12 protein-coding genes and 2 tRNA genes are annotated in these 14,626 nt (G+C 45.1%); 3 read left to right on the top strand and 11 right to left on the bottom strand.

Features of this window, described 5'->3' with window-relative positions:
- Positions 1-125: 125 nt before the first annotated feature.
- The 5 genes from B9T34_RS10995 to B9T34_RS10975 form a co-directional block, all read right to left on the bottom strand.
- Entirely contained in the window at positions 126-1,553 is a 1,428-nt protein-coding gene (locus B9T34_RS10995) for an AAA family ATPase (RefSeq protein ID WP_086213177.1), read from the bottom strand.
- Positions 1,554-1,599: 46 nt separating this feature from the next.
- A complete protein-coding gene (locus B9T34_RS10990; protein ID WP_086213176.1) occupies positions 1,600-3,102 on the bottom strand; it encodes a UvrD-helicase domain-containing protein in 1,503 nt (500 codons plus the stop codon).
- A gap of 14 nt (positions 3,103-3,116) precedes the next feature.
- The gene (gene hisIE / locus B9T34_RS10985; protein WP_086213224.1) at positions 3,117-3,899 is read right to left on the bottom strand and encodes a bifunctional phosphoribosyl-AMP cyclohydrolase/phosphoribosyl-ATP diphosphatase HisIE; all 783 of its coding nucleotides are present in this window, start codon (positions 3,897-3,899) and stop codon (positions 3,117-3,119) included.
- 212 nt (positions 3,900-4,111) lie between these two features.
- On the bottom strand, positions 4,112-4,999 hold the full coding sequence (locus tag B9T34_RS10980; RefSeq protein ID WP_086213175.1) for an SDR family NAD(P)-dependent oxidoreductase: 888 nt from the start codon (positions 4,997-4,999) through the stop codon (positions 4,112-4,114).
- 310 nt (positions 5,000-5,309) lie between these two features.
- On the bottom strand, positions 5,310-6,587 hold the full coding sequence (locus tag B9T34_RS10975) for an O-acetylhomoserine aminocarboxypropyltransferase/cysteine synthase family protein (RefSeq protein WP_086213174.1): 1,278 nt from the start codon (positions 6,585-6,587) through the stop codon (positions 5,310-5,312).
- A 330-nt stretch (positions 6,588-6,917) separates the two neighbouring features.
- Between B9T34_RS10975 and ettA the strand changes: the two genes are divergently transcribed.
- Positions 6,918-8,579: an energy-dependent translational throttle protein EttA gene (ettA, locus tag B9T34_RS10970; RefSeq protein ID WP_086213173.1), complete on the top strand. Its 1,662-nt coding sequence runs from the start codon at positions 6,918-6,920 to the stop codon at positions 8,577-8,579.
- Between the two features lie 59 nt (positions 8,580-8,638).
- Here ettA and B9T34_RS10965 read toward each other — a convergent pair whose 3' ends face one another.
- Positions 8,639-9,052: a tetratricopeptide repeat protein gene (locus tag B9T34_RS10965; protein ID WP_086213172.1), complete on the bottom strand. Its 414-nt coding sequence runs from the start codon at positions 9,050-9,052 to the stop codon at positions 8,639-8,641.
- A 396-nt stretch (positions 9,053-9,448) separates the two neighbouring features.
- On the opposite strand from B9T34_RS10965, the gene B9T34_RS10960 reads away from it, so the two are divergent.
- Positions 9,449-10,408, top strand: a complete 960-nt coding sequence (locus tag B9T34_RS10960) for a cation diffusion facilitator family transporter (protein WP_086213171.1) — start codon at positions 9,449-9,451, stop codon at positions 10,406-10,408.
- Between the two features lie 28 nt (positions 10,409-10,436).
- On the opposite strand, the gene B9T34_RS10955 is transcribed toward B9T34_RS10960, so the two are convergent.
- The 5 genes from B9T34_RS10955 to B9T34_RS10935 form a co-directional block, all read right to left on the bottom strand.
- Positions 10,437-10,778, bottom strand: coding sequence for a hypothetical protein (locus B9T34_RS10955; protein ID WP_086213170.1), 342 nt, complete (start codon positions 10,776-10,778; stop codon positions 10,437-10,439).
- Between the two features lie 172 nt (positions 10,779-10,950).
- A tRNA-Glu gene (locus tag B9T34_RS10950) sits at positions 10,951-11,026 on the bottom strand.
- Positions 11,027-11,056: 30 nt separating this feature from the next.
- Positions 11,057-11,132: transfer RNA gene (locus tag B9T34_RS10945), tRNA-Ala, on the bottom strand.
- Between the two features lie 57 nt (positions 11,133-11,189).
- The gene (gene gltX / locus B9T34_RS10940) at positions 11,190-12,698 is read right to left on the bottom strand and encodes a glutamate--tRNA ligase (protein WP_086213169.1); all 1,509 of its coding nucleotides are present in this window, start codon (positions 12,696-12,698) and stop codon (positions 11,190-11,192) included.
- 129 nt (positions 12,699-12,827) lie between these two features.
- Positions 12,828-13,127: a hypothetical protein gene (locus B9T34_RS10935; RefSeq protein WP_086213168.1), complete on the bottom strand. Its 300-nt coding sequence runs from the start codon at positions 13,125-13,127 to the stop codon at positions 12,828-12,830.
- 380 nt (positions 13,128-13,507) lie between these two features.
- On the opposite strand from B9T34_RS10935, the gene B9T34_RS10930 reads away from it, so the two are divergent.
- On the top strand, positions 13,508-14,512 hold the full coding sequence (locus B9T34_RS10930) for a sulfate ABC transporter substrate-binding protein (protein WP_086213167.1): 1,005 nt from the start codon (positions 13,508-13,510) through the stop codon (positions 14,510-14,512).
- The last annotated feature ends 114 nt before the right edge of the window (positions 14,513-14,626 follow it).

Below are 14,626 nucleotides of genomic sequence, written 5' to 3'. Positions count from 1 at the left end.
AGGCAAGGCGCAACATCAATCTTTTTTGTACATTTAGCGGACATTATACGCCTGCGGCAAGAGCGCAGGTATTTCAGTCTTGGATCGCCTGAGCATGCATTCCTCAATTGATTAGGCAGGTCTGCTTAGAGTAAGTGATTCGGGCTTTGATTTGGATGATTTTCATTCAGCAGCTGAATCAGCTCCTGCTGCTGCGTTTCACTCAGCTGTGCTTGAATCTGTTGAAGCAGTGTTTCTGCTGTTGGTGCGTCGTTGACGGGTTCCTGCAATAGGGCAGGCTGCGACTCGGTCTCCGCTGTCAAATCCTGATCTGCGCTGTATAGCGCTGCGTAAATTTCATCAAACTGCATTTGGACTGAATCAGGCAGTATCGGGGTCAGCTGCTTATTTTCCAGCTGCAGGCACTGATATTCGGCTGCACGATCCAGCAGCTCACTGCGGTTGCCTGTGGCAAGAATCTGCAATTGCGGAAAAGCCTGATGCAGGCGAGGCAGAATGTCTTGCGCCATAGTTTGATCTAATTGATGATCAATGGCATCAATCAGCAATACACCTTCACCTTCTTCGCAAGGATATAGGCTGGCTGGATTGAGCAGGCACATGCGCCGCACAATATCGCCAATGAGCGCCGCCAGATTGCGGATACTGTTGGACAGCTGCATAAACTGCATGGTCTGACCCTGATAGGTCACCATCAGCATCAGTTTAGGATGATACTGCAGGAAAATATTGCTGAACTCCGGCAGCACAATGGCCAGCGCGCGTTTTAAGGATTTGAGCGCAGGGGCGTGAATGTGCGCATGAGCCTGAGCAATGCGGCTGCTGAGAAAGTCCGCTGTCTTCTGTTCTGAGGCCAGTTTGTTTTTATGCAGGATTTCTTGAATCAGCTCGGCGCTTTGCGCATTTTCAATATCGCAGACTTCGCGGAACCATTCAAAAAACCGGCTAAAGGTGGTGAAAGGAATGGCTGAAATCTCGTAAGCATAGGCGGGCTGGAAAATGGCAGGGTTATTCTTATTCAGTACATTGACTTCATTGACGAAGCGTTCTGCAGGATAATAGGCAATCAAAGGCATGCCCATCAAGGGATCATCAGTTAAGGCGCGCTGATAGCGTGCAGTTAACTCTTCAAGCTGCTGTGTTTCGGCTTTGCTGATGCCCATGCCTTGCGCATTCAGGGTTTTATAAAGTTGCCAAGCGCATTGATAGCTTTCCGCCTGAACATCGGTCTGCTGCGGCATTTCTTCTGAGGCGGTTTCTTTCTTGCTGGACAAGACGCCAATTTCTGCTGGGTAGCTGATGCGTATATCAATTTTAGACTGCAGGCGGTTCAGCATAATGTCGTGGTCCAGCATGACGACACCTGCGGTACGCAAGTCTTTGTAGCGGGCGGCAAACCAAGTCAGCGCTTGATAAGTAAAGCGCAGGATGGATGTTTTCCCTGTGCTTTGATCGCCTAAAATCAGGGTGATGGGCGCATTTTGATAATTGAATTCTGCATGCAGGTCTGTGAAGTGCAAGGTATGTTTTAGCTGGATTGATTCGACTTTCATAACTCACCTTCAGCCTGATATTTTTCTAATGAATTGGGTGAACGGTTCAACTCACCGCTTTGCGCAATGACTGCGGCATTTCACGTTTGAGCTGCTGCATCAAATCATAAATATGATGGATATTTAAACTTACTTTAGCACGTGTGCAGGCCACGTAAAGCAATCGTAACTCTTCGTCACTAATCTTATAGTCTTTCTCGTTCAGTCTGAATTGGTAATCATCTTCAATGTGCACGCGTTCCCATTCCAAGCCTTTGGCCTTATGTGCAGTGGAAATGATGTAGTCGGCTTGATCAATCGGGGTGATTTTGGCCAGCGCGCGCTTGAGTGGATCGGTGCCGTGATCATCCACCAGTTTCACCAGCGGCTTAATGTCGCTGCCGTCATTGGTTTCACAATATTCATGCACATCATGCCAAGAGTTAAACCAAGCCAGTTCCGGCACATCGGTCACGCGCTTGCCTTGTTTCAGCATGGATGCGGCATCAACAAAGCGGTTGAGTTTTGCATGATCCGCCTGCAGGCTGACTTTGTCGCCCTGCACTAAACCTGATAGCAGCAGCTCCATAGCGCGTGCATTGGTGCGGCATAAAATGGCGTCACGCTGCTTGGTATGCGGTTTATTCACCACCTTGGAATTCATCAGCGGATTGCCCAGCAGCGGCACGGTTTCATTCAGAGCGCCCAAAATGGCATTGGCGTTCAGCGCAATTTCTTCACCAAAACGGAAAGAGGTGGTGAGGCGTGATTCAGGCAAAGGCAGCTGCTGCATGGCGTTGACTGCACCGCGCCAAGCATAAATCTGCTGATGCGCATCGCCGACATAAATGACTTGCGTGCTGCGCTGTTTCAGCAAAATGCCCAGCATCAGCGGATCAGCATCCTGCGCTTCATCAAACAGCACATAATCGGCTGGAATATTCGGTTCAGACAGCGCCCACAGTTTGAGATAGATGTCATGTCCGATACCTGCTTGATGATGCGGGTCAATGGATTCCAGCCAGCGGCGCTCAATTGAGGGGTAAAGATGTTTTTGCAACGAATCGATATCGTCAGGATGCAGCCAGCTGGGCGCCTGTAAATGGCGAGGGGCAGGGTATTGTGAATTTGTTGAACAGAAGTAGCTGACGGCATTGGCCACGAGGCTGGCCAAGCGTGACGGCATCAGGACATATTGTTCATAGCGCCCGCCCATCATGCGGCGCAATGTAATGGGCGTTAAGCGGTATTCTTTGGCCATGAAGCTCGGGCTGAGCCTTGGCAGGCGCAGCTTGTCTGTGACTCCACGTGGAACGCTGCGGTAAGCCAGCGAGTGGAATGTCCGACAGTCTACATTGCCGTGAAATCGCTGCTGCGCTTCAGAGGCAATGGCTTTGTTAAATGCCAGATACATGCCGCGGCGCTGAGGCATGGCATCGCTGATCATTTGCAGGGTCGTGGTTTTACCGGTGCCTGCATAGGCAATGACTTTAAAAGATTTGCCTAGGCGAGCGTTATCGATGGCAGTGGCCTGCTCATAGGTTGCGTTCGGTTTTTTCTGATCAGTCACTGCTGTGTGCTGGCTTAATGCGTACGGTTGGCTTTTTCAACTAAGCCAGACAAACCTTGACGGCGTGCCAGCTCATTCAATACCAACTGTGGGTCTAGGTCGAAATAGCCTAGCATCACAATGGTATGGAACCATAGATCAGCCACTTCGTAAATTAAATCGTTTTTGTTGTCTTCATTGGCTTCGTTGTCAAAATCTTTGGCTGCAATAATGGTTTCAACGCCTTCTTCGCCAATTTTTTCTAAAATTTTATTGAGGCCTTTGTGGTAAAGCTTTGCCACATATGATGATTCAGGATCTGCCACTTTACGTTCAGCCATCATCTTGCCGAGATAGTCCAGCACTTCAACTTGTTCAGATTGAGCATTTGAAGCATTCATGGCTGCTGTGTGTGAGTTTGTCGATTTTTCGCCGTAAATTGCAGATGGATCTTTGAGCTGTGCATCCACAATTTCCCAGCCATTTGGGGTAAGTTTACGGTAGAAGCACGACTCACGGCCTGTATGGCAGGCAATGCCGCCATGCTGTTCAATCTGCAGCACAATTACGTCTGCATCGCAGTCCAGACGGATTTCATGCACAGTTTGAAAGTGGCCTGATTCTTCGCCTTTGTGCCACAGTTTTTGACGCGAGCGCGAGAAGTAAACCGCCTGATTTTTTTCCGCAGTCAGGGCTAAAGCTTCACGGTTCATCCACGCTACCATCAAAATACGGCCTGTTTGATGATGCTGTGCAATAGCAGGCACTAAGCCTTGTTCGTTAAATTTTACTTCATCGAGCCATTGCAGATTGTTCATGTGGATTGCACCCAAAATTTGTTCATAAAAAAAATTGCAGCTGAAACTGCAAGTCATAGTGTACGGCATCAGGCTGGAATAGAGGAACTAAATCTTAAGCAAATTTATGAAAGGCACGTTCAATGGCCTGTACCGTTTGCTTTGAATTTTTCAAGCCATAAAAAAATAAGCCCGGCAAAGGGCTTATTTTCATTTGGAGTATTGTGTGTTTATCACCAATGCTCACCTGGGAACAGGCGGGCATAGGCTTTCTGTACCCAGTTCAGTTTTTGCTGCTGCCCGACAGAGGCAGAAGAGCTTGGGAACAGGTTGTAGCCAATCGACATCAGTTTGTTATTGATGTCTGGCGCAATAGAATAGGTGATAGACGCAAGGCGGCCCAAATTGGTTGCGACTTTTTTCGGGCGCTTCACAATCGCGTAAGCAATGAGGTCTGCAGCCTGCTCTGGCGACAGTGTTGGCACGTATTTGTAGATTTTGGTCGGCGCAATCATCGGGGTGCGCACCAAAGGCATATAAACAGAGGTAATGGCAATTTTATGCGAATGCACTTCTGCAGATAAACAGCGGCTAAAGGCGTCTAATGCAGCTTTAGATGCCACATAGGCAGAGAAGCGCGTCGCATTCGCCAATACGCCAATTGAGCTGATATTGATGATGTGGCCGTCACGGCGAATCATCATTTGCGGCAAAATATTCATGACTAAACGGATCGCGCCGAAGTAATTCAGCTGCATCGTGCGTTCAAAGTCATGGAAACGGTCTGTGGATTCATGCACTGCGCGGCGGATTGAGCGGCCGGCATTGTTGATGAGGATGTCAATATGATCTACAGAAGCCAGGATCTGTTTAGACACTTCATCAATCGAATCCATATCATTCAAGTCGCATGGAAACACTGAGGCTTGTCCGCCTTTGGCTTCAATTTCCGCTTTGACTTCGTCTAAAGTTTCTTTGGTGCGGGCCACCAGCAGTACATGCGCGCCAGCATCCGCAAGGCGGTGGGCTGCAGTTAAGCCAATGCCGCTGGAAGCGCCAGTAATGAGGACGACTTTGCCATTCACTTTTTCTTGAAAGCGTTTTTCTAATCTTTGTTTCACGGTGCGTTCCCTGATCTGAATGAAGGTGATTCAGTGCGTTTGTTTTTATTCATCAGCTTGATATTCACGGAGTGAAAGTCAGCCGTATTCAGCATGGTTATGATAGCGTATTTGATGGGAAAATCTATAAATTAACTTATTGAAATTAAAAATTATTTTAGAGTAAAAGCTCTAAAATTAAATGGTCTGCATAGTTAATTTTTACCATGAATAAAAAATAAAGCAAGGGAATGCTTAAGAAAAAAATTGGCCAATAAAAAAGCCTTCGCAATGAAACAGAAGGCTTTGTAAGGGGGAGCGGAATTTAACGTTAAACAGCAGCTAAGGCCTGTTCCAAGTCTGCGATCAAATCATCAATATGTTCAATGCCTACGGATAAACGGACCATATCTAGGCTGACGCCGGCAGTTTTCAGCTCTGCTTCATTCAGCTGGCGGTGTGTGGTGGTAGCGGGGTGGCACGCTAAGCTTTTGGCATCGCCAATATTGACCAAACGGGTAAACAGCTGCAGGGCATCAATAAAGCGGGTGCCGCCTTCACGGCCATCCTGTACGCCAAAAGATAAAATTGCGGACGGTGTGCCTTTGACATATTTTTGCGCCAAAGCATGCTGTGGGTGATCTTTTAAACCTGCATAGTTGACCCATTTGACTTTGGGGTGCGCCTGCAGATATTCCGCCACTTTCTGCGCATTATAGGTATGGCGCTCCATACGCAGATTGAGTGTTTCCAAGCCTTGCAGGATCAGGAATACACTGAGCGGGCTGATCGCAGCGCCGGTATTGCGCAGGGGCACAACGCGGGCGCGCGCGATATAAGCCGCTTCACCCAGAGCTTCAACATAATTGACGCCGTGGTAGCTTGGATCCGGAGTATTTAATACTTTAAAGCGTTCAGGATATTTACCCCAAGGGAATTTGCCGCTGTCGACGATGGCCCCGCCAATCGAGTTGCCGTGACCGCCGATGTATTTGGTGAGGGAGTGCACCACAATATCTGCGCCATGCTCAAAAGGCTTGAGCAGGGCAGGCGTAGCAACGGTATTATCGACAATGACCGGTACGCCATATTCATGAGCAATTTTAGCAATGGCCTCTAAATCAATAATATTGCCTAGAGGGTTGCCAATGGATTCCACAAAAACCAGTTTGGTTTTTTCATCAATTAAATTACGTAATGCTTCAGGATGTTGATAGTCGAAAAAACGCACTTCAATGCCTTGCTTCGGCAATGTATGGGCAAATAAGTTATATGTGCCGCCATATAGCGTTGAAACCGATGCAATATTGTCACCTGCCTCTGCAATGGTTTGAATTGAATAGGTAATCGCCGCCATACCTGATGCGAGCGCCAAAGCGCCGATACCGCCTTCCAGCGCAGCTAAGCGCTGTTCCAGCACGGCGGTGGTTGGGTTCATAATGCGGGTATAAATGTTGCCTTGAACTTTTAAATCAAATAAATCCGCGCCGTGCTGTGTATTGTCAAAAGCATAAGACGTGGTTTGGTATATCGGAACTGCAACAGCCTTCGTGGTTGCTTCAGGACTGTACCCCGCGTGAATCGCTAAAGTTTCATCTTTGTAAGTCATTTTTGCTTCAACTATATTCGTTAATTTTAAGGTGGTTATTTAATCACTCTATCATTTTTGAATATGAATAAAAGTGAATATTTATAAAAAACAATTCTATTTTCTTCATATATGCACTGTTGAATTATCTTAAATCAGCGCCATTTAATTGTGTAATGCAGTGGTTGAAAAATAAACACGGCCTTAGTTGTAACAAACTATGGAAGTTCTTCAGCATTTCTTATGTTTTCGGCGCTTTTATCGTATAATGCCCCGATTGTTTTTTTGCTCATTTGAGCTGGGGCATGCTGGTCATGCCCCGCATCTGCTTTTTCTATTGAGGAGTCCTGCGTGGCCCAATATATTTACACGATGAACCGTGTGTCGAAGATGGTTCCGCCTAAACGCGAAATCTTGAAAGACATCTCTTTATCATTCTTTCCAGGCGCAAAAATTGGTGTGCTTGGTTTAAACGGTGCGGGTAAATCGACCCTGCTTCGTATTATGGCTGGCGTAGATAAAGATTTCTCTGGTGAAGCTCGTGCACAGCCGGGTATTAAGATCGGTTATCTAGAGCAGGAACCGCCGCTGGATCCGAATAAAGACGTTCGCGGCAACGTTGAAGACGGCTTGCGTGAACCCCTAGATGCTTTAGCGCGTTTGGACGAAGTATTTGCTGAGTATGCTGCTGAAGATGCTGACTTTGATGCGCTTGCAAAAGAGCAGGAAAAGCTTGAAGGTATCATCCATGCTTGGGATGCGCACAACATTGTGAACCAAATGGATCAAGCTGCTGCGGCGCTTAATCTTCCAGCTTGGGATGCAGATGTAACTTTGCTTTCAGGTGGTGAACGCCGCCGTGTCGCATTGTGCCGTTTATTGCTTTCTAAACCAGATATGTTGCTTCTTGATGAACCGACGAACCATTTAGATGCTTCATCTGTGGCTTGGTTAGAACGCTTCTTGAAAGACTTTGCAGGTACAATCGTTGCGATTACGCATGACCGTTATTTCTTGGATAACGTTGCAGAGTGGATTCTTGAGCTTGACCGCGGCATGGGTATTCCTTACCAAGGCAACTACTCTTCTTGGTTAGAACAGAAAAATGCCCGCTTAGAGCAAGAGAACAAGCAAGAAGAATCTTTTGCGAAAGCATTGAAGAAAGAACTTGAGTGGGTTCGTTCTAATGCGAAAGGTCAGCAAAAGAAAAACAAAGCGCGTATGGAGCGTTTTGAAGAGCTTAACTCGCGCGAATTCCAACAGCGTAACGAAACTTCAGAAATCTACATTCCACCTGGCCCGCGTCTAGGCAACAAGGTTGTAGAGGTTGAAGGCATCAGCAAATCGTTTGATGGCCGCACCTTGTATAAAGATTTATCATTCGTTGTACCGCCAACAGCGATTGTAGGTATTGTCGGTGAGAACGGTGCAGGTAAAACCACGCTCTTCCGTATGATGACAGGCGATTTACAGCCGGATACAGGTACTGTCGTACTGGGTGAGTCGGTTAAAGTGGCGTATGTTGGTCAGATTCGTGACACATTAGATAACAACAAAACGGTTTGGGAAGAAGTTTCTGGCGGTTTAGATATCTTAAAGATTGGCGAATACGAAATCGCATCTCGTGCGTACATCGGCCGCTTTAACTTTAAAGGCCAAGATCAGCAAAAACGTGTAGGTCAGTTGTCAGGCGGTGAGCGTAACCGTTTACAGCTGGCGAAAATACTGCAATTGGGTGCAAACGTAATCTTGCTCGATGAACCGTCAAACGACTTGGACATCGAAACTTTACGTGCACTTGAGGATGCAATTCTGGTCTTCCCAGGTACAGTGATGGTGATTTCGCATGACCGTTGGTTCCTAGACCGTATTGCAACGCATATCTTGTCATTTGAAGGTGAAACACCTGAATTCTTCGACGGTAACTATACTGAGTTTGAAGAATATCGCCGTAAGCGTGATGGTGATGATTTGGTTGCTAAGCGTCAAAAATACCGCAAAATTGGTGCTTAATCTCCAATCATGATGTGAAAAAAACCAGCTTTTGAGCTGGTTTTTTTATATCTTATGTTTTATGAAAAGGCGATTTGCTGATAAGCCTGATTAAGCGTATTGCTTGCTAAAGGATGCCCTTGAGCCGCGGCTTTTTTTAACCATGCTTCAGCTTGACTAAAGTTCCGCTCTAAGCCAAATTCACCATTTAAATAGGCTACCCCAAGCTTGTATTGCGCCTCACGGTGCCCCCTGACCGCGGCGTTTAAAAAACTCCACATTGCGTTGCGGCTATCGACCAGAGATGAGTCGGCAAGCCCATCTGAATGGTGTAATAGGAACTCTTGATGGTGCTGTGCTGCCAAGTGTGCGAAGTATTCTCCCTGCGCATAGTTGTTGTTTGCTTCCTGAATAAGCGAGTGCGTTCCATATGCACTCTGGTCAGAAAGTTTAGATAAAGCAGAACTGATCATTTTTATAATTTGTGTGATCATCTTGTACTCCTTTACAGTGGGTGTACTTTTGCTGGCAATATTAATTTTATAGTGATTTGTATAACACTTTCCCGTTTATTTTTTGTTAAAACGGGTAAGTATTATTCATGAAAACTAACATGAATAAAATAATAAAGTAAGTCTGGCGGAATGTTTTTTCTTAGATTAATAATTGTGAAAACAGTGCTATATAAGCATTTAATTGAATAAGTTGTCGATTTTCATGGTGTAGGCCGGTTTGTTAGATTGTGAAAAAATAAAAAATACTAATGTGATTTTTTGTAATTGATGTTGAAAACGGTCGTGATTGAGCGCGCAATGTAATTTTCTTAAGAGACATTAATTTCCTACTAAACTGAAAAATAAATCAATTCTGTTTCAAGTATTGAGGTGAATATGGGTGAGGGCCATGACCACAGCCACGCAGTTGTGACTGAGGGCAATAGTAAAAAGCTAAGTTTCGCATTAATGCTGACCGTTGCATTTTTAGTGATTGAGGTGATTGCGGGCTTTATGACACAAAGTCTGGCCTTATTGTCAGATGCGGCGCATATGTTTACCGATGCCGCCGCTTTAGCGATTGCTTTGGCTGCTATTAAAATCGGCAAATTGCCAGCCGATGACAAGCGCACCTTCGGCTATCAGCGCTTTGAAATATTAGCTGCGTTGTTTAATGCTTCGATGCTGTTCATGGTGGCCATTTATATTCTGTATGAAGCTTATCAGCGCTTTAGCCATCCGCCTGAAATTCAAAGCATGGGCATGCTGATTGTCGCGGTGATCGGGCTGATCATTAATTTAATTTCCATGCGTATCCTCTTTTCCAGTTCGCAAGACAGCTTAAATGTGAAAGGCGCGTATTTGGAAGTGCTGAGTGATGCTTTGGGTTCAGTTGGAGTCATTATAGGTGCTGTGCTGATCTATTTTACTGGCTGGATGTGGGTGGATACGGTTATTGCGGTGCTGATTGGTTTTTGGGTGCTGCCGAGGACATGGATTCTGCTGAAGCAAAGTATCAATATTTTGCTGGAAGGTGTTCCGGAAGAGATTGATATTGAAAAATTGCGCAATGATTTATTGGTTTTAAAAGGGGTGGAGAGTATTCACCAATTAAAAGTCTGGGCAATTACCTCAAAGAATATTCATCTGACTGTGCATTTGCTTGCCCCAGATGCTGACCGCAATGTCTTATATCAAGAGGCTTTGGAGATGCTGAGCCATGTACATGGCATTCGCGAGATGACGCTGCAGATTGAAGACGATGCCTGTATTGCGCATGAACATTCTCATGAGCATCAAGACGAAGGGCATGATGATGCGCATCCGCATCATCATAGCCGTTCACATCAGCATTAAACAGGCTGAGCGCGAGGGTGTGCAGGAATTAGATTTCCCATTCGTGACTGCATTCACGGCATTTCCATTTTTTTTGCGATTGCATAAAGCCCTGCATAGAAATTTTAAAATCTGGCAGATCGCGGTAGAACAGAAATCCTGCAATCACACATACGACAAATACGGCAACTGTTGCGGTTTGCAGTGCTGTGCCTGCGCCATCACCAAAAATCCACATTGCAATGCTGATAATGACTAAAAGCAGCAGAATAAAAACAGCGGGAATAAGTAGAACAAGGCTTTTAGGTACTACTGGACGCGCTGCAGGTTCACCTGCTTGAGCAACAGGCATTATTTTAGGGCTTTGGCATTTTGGGCAGCGGTATTGCATTGCAACTCCATAATTTTAATCTATGGGGTATTTTAATCTGAATAGCGCAGAATGCAAAAGTAAGCTGAGTTAAAGTGCTGTTTTTATGCAAGACGATGAATGTGCAGGCAATAAAAAACCCAAGTCATAATGCTTGGGTTTTTTATCATATAGCTTGAAGCCATATGGAATATGGCGTCCCTACGGGGATTCGAACCCCGGTTACCGCCGTGAAAGGGCGATGTCCTAGGCCTCTAGACGATAGGGACAAGTGAGGCATACACAGGTAAAACGAAATTTGGTGGAGTCAAGGAGGATCGAACTCCTGACCTCTACAATGCCATTGTAGCGCTCTACCAACTGAGCTATGACCCCAGTCTGTGTGAGCGCTATATTATGGATATAACACCCGCACGTCAACTAAAAAATCAGTTAAGCCTCATCAACTGCATCATTTTTCGGCAATTTTAGGCTTTCGTTGAGTTTTTCCCACACTTTTGTTTCTTTCTTGCTTGGTCCGCCGACAATTTCCAGCGCATGGCGCAAGCGAGCAAAGGTCAAATCAGGGCCAATGGTGACCATCGACTGCATGACTGGGGTAGATGATGTTGAACCAGCAATCGCAATAAAGAAGGTAGGCATGAAGTCACGGAGTTTAATTTCCATTTGATTCGCCAAGTCCATTAAAGTTTGGCTTACCGTATCATTATTCCAAGTGAACATGCTTTCAAGGCGCCAGATTGCAAATTGAAGGCTTTGACGAACTTGTTCTTCAGTCAATTTCTTACTTTCAAATTGTTCTTTGCTCAAGCTTGGGAACTGATTGAAATAGAATCCAGCCCAATTCACTGCTTCAGACAGCAAGTTAATACGCGGCTGAATAGCAGCAGCAATTTCTTCAAGGGTTTGACGGTCTGCTTTCCATGCCAATAAGGTGTCGAGCAGTTGGCCAGGCGTTAAGCCTTTAATCCATTGACCGTTTAACCAATTGAGTTTTTCAACATCAAAAATTGGACCGCCAAGAGAAACACGCTTAATGTTGAAGTTTTCGATCATTTCAGCCAGCGTAAACTTCTCGCTTTCATCCGGCATTGACCAGCCCATGCGGCCTAAGTAGTTCAGCAAAGCTTCAGGCAGCACACCGATGTCTTTATAATAGTTAATAGAAGTTGGATTTTTGCGTTTTGACAGTTTTGATTTATCCGGGTTGCGCAGTAATGGCATGTGGCACAGTACTGGCATGTTCCAGCCAAAGTATTGGTACAGCAATTGGTGCTTCGGCGCAGAAGGAATCCATTCTTCACCGCGGATCACGTGGGTAATTTCCATCAAATGGTCATCAACAACGTTCGCTAGGTGATATGTTGGCAAGCCGTCTGTTTTTAACAGAATTTGCATATCGACTTGCGCCCAAGGAATTTCAACTTCACCGCGCAGCATATCTTCAAATGTGCAAATACCTTCAGTTGGCACTTTCATGCGGATAACATGCGCTTCGCCAGCAGCAAGGCGGCGCTGTACTTCTTCTTCTGACAGTAATAAGCCGCGGCCGTCATAACGCGGTGTTTCACCGCGCGCTTGCTGTTCTACACGCATCTGATCCAACTCTTCAGCGGTTGCGAAACAGTAAAATGCATGGCCTTTTGCAACCAGTTCTAAAGCATATTGCTTGTAAATGCCCATACGTTCAGATTGGCGGTAAGGCGCATGCGGGCCGCCCACGTCTGGACCTTCAGACCAGTTCAGGCCTAACCAGCGTAAAGAATCTAAAATCATTTTTTCAGATTCAGGCGTAGAACGCAGCTGATCTGTATCTTCAATACGAAGGATGAATTCGCCGCCATGCTGCTTTGCAAAGCAAAGGTTAAACAGGGCGATATAGGCAGTTCCTACATGAGGAAAGCCAGTAGGAGAAGGTGCAATACGGGTACGGACTGTCATAACTGGATATTATTCAGAATGTAAATTGGAACTATTATAACGAAAAAGCCCAATCACTTAATGCTTAATTCAACATTCGGTGATTGGGCTGTGTTCAGGCTTCAAATAGGGGGTGAAGCCTGCTGCGGATCAAGATTGGTTTTGCATAAACAGCGATTGAATAAAGCGCGTAAAGCTTTGGTTTTGTGATGCAAAGAAATTTTGGGTCGGTTCAGCCTTAATAGATGTTAAGACTTTTAAATTGTCATCTGACTGCAATTTATTTTCATTTTTTTGCTGGTTCAGCGCTTTTTCAATTGGCGACTTTTTGTCTGCCGGCATTGTTACCTTGCCATTGGCTGGTTTGCTAATAGCGGCTGAATGTCCTGACTGCACTGTAAATGCTAAGCCAATGCTTAAGCACAATGCTTGAATTAAAGGTGATTTCATGTTCAAACTTCCCCCTGAATTGATATTAAAACCATTCTAGTTTGGTTGTTTTTAATATTTGTACAACGATTAAACCATCTTTTGCAATAAAAAAGTAGAACTGCGTCACACTTTTTACAAAAAATATAAATAACCTTCAACTTGAGTATACCAAATTGGTCAGATTTGTCCTTACTTGACAGTATTTGTAACAAATAACTGTGGAGACAGCATGGAGAAGCGCTTATTAGCACGGGGTTTAGCAGAAAACCGGCAAATGTGCAGTAATTTCTGCATATCTTTAAAAGAGATATGCACTGGATTTAATATTATAAGCAACTGATTGTTAAATATATTTTTGCTTTATATAGTGCATTTAATAAACTATTTGAGCAAATAGCATGAAAAAAACAATATCAGCTGGAATTTTGGCGCTTTTGGCGGGTGCAGGGGCACAGGCTTATGCGGCCAAAGAATTTTTAAATGTATCGTATGACCCTACACGTGAATTTTATCAGGAATATAACCAAGCCTTTGGCGCTTTTTGGAAACAGCGTACGGGTCAAGAGGTCGATTTTAAGCAGTCACATGGCGGTTCGGGCAAGCAGGCAAGGGCGGTAGCGACAGGTTTGCAGGCCGATGTGGTGACTTTGGCGCTGGCCAATGATATTGATGAAATTGTAAATAGCGGTCAGATTGATAAAAACTGGCAAAAAGAATTTCCGAATCATTCTGCGCCTTATACCTCGACCATTGTGTTTTTGGTGCGTAAAGGCAATCCTAAAAATATAAAAGACTGGAATGATTTGACCAAGCCGGGCGTAGAAATTATTACCCCAAATCCGAAAACAGGCGGCGCGCCGCGCTGGATTTATCTATCGGCTTGGGGCTATGCTTTAAAACAGCCGGGCGGCAATGATGCCAAAGCCAAAGCGCTGGTTAAAAAACTGTATGGCAATGTCAAAGTGCTGGATTCAGGCGCGCGCGGATCATTGACGACATTTGCTGAACGCGGCATTGGCGACGTGCTGCTGTCTTGGGAGAATGAAGCTTTGCTGGCGACACAGGGCCTAGGCAAAGATAAATTTGATGTGGTGTATCCATCAATTTCAATTTTGGCAGAGCCGTCAGTGGCTATTGTAGACAAAACCGTCGATAAAAATGGCAATCGCAATTTAGCTAAAGGCTATTTGAATTATTTGTATTCGCCTAAAGGGCAGGAGCTGGCTGCAAAATACCATTTCCGTCCGCGTGACTCCAAGGCCGCTGCTAAATATGCTGCGCAATTTCCAAAAGTGAAAACGTTTACGATAGATCAAGTGTTTGGCGGCTGGGCCAAAGCGCAGAAAACCCATTTTGTGAATGGCGCTGTCTTTGACCAAATTTACAGTGAAAAGAATAATTAAAATTGCTTTATGTGAAGTAGCGTGCAAGGTGGATAATTTAGGTTATCCATTTTTGTGATATATAAAGAATAAAACCGGATATATAAAGAAAAAGTAAACTGTTTTGATATTTTA

It is taken from the genome of Acinetobacter sp. ANC 3813, from assembly GCF_002135435.1.
Lineage (GTDB): Bacteria > Pseudomonadota > Gammaproteobacteria > Pseudomonadales > Moraxellaceae > Acinetobacter.
This window is presented reverse-complemented; position numbering and strand designations above follow the sequence as displayed.

Coding starts and splice junctions, on each gene's coding strand:
- B9T34_RS10930 (WP_086213167.1), top strand. CDS start 13,508: ATGAAAAAAACAATATCAGCTGGAATTTTGGCGCTTTTGGCGGGTGCA.
- B9T34_RS10955 (WP_086213170.1), bottom strand. CDS start 10,778: ATGCAATACCGCTGCCCAAAATGCCAAAGCCCTAAAATAATGCCTGTT.
- B9T34_RS10935 (WP_086213168.1), bottom strand. CDS start 13,127: ATGAAATCACCTTTAATTCAAGCATTGTGCTTAAGCATTGGCTTAGCA.
- B9T34_RS10995 (WP_086213177.1), bottom strand. CDS start 1,553: ATGAAAGTCGAATCAATCCAGCTAAAACATACCTTGCACTTCACAGAC.
- B9T34_RS10965 (WP_086213172.1), bottom strand. CDS start 9,052: ATGATCACACAAATTATAAAAATGATCAGTTCTGCTTTATCTAAACTT.
- B9T34_RS10975 (WP_086213174.1), bottom strand. CDS start 6,587: ATGACTTACAAAGATGAAACTTTAGCGATTCACGCGGGGTACAGTCCT.
- hisIE (WP_086213224.1), bottom strand. CDS start 3,899: ATGAACAATCTGCAATGGCTCGATGAAGTAAAATTTAACGAACAAGGC.
- B9T34_RS10960 (WP_086213171.1), top strand. CDS start 9,449: ATGGGTGAGGGCCATGACCACAGCCACGCAGTTGTGACTGAGGGCAAT.
- gltX (WP_086213169.1), bottom strand. CDS start 12,698: ATGACAGTCCGTACCCGTATTGCACCTTCTCCTACTGGCTTTCCTCAT.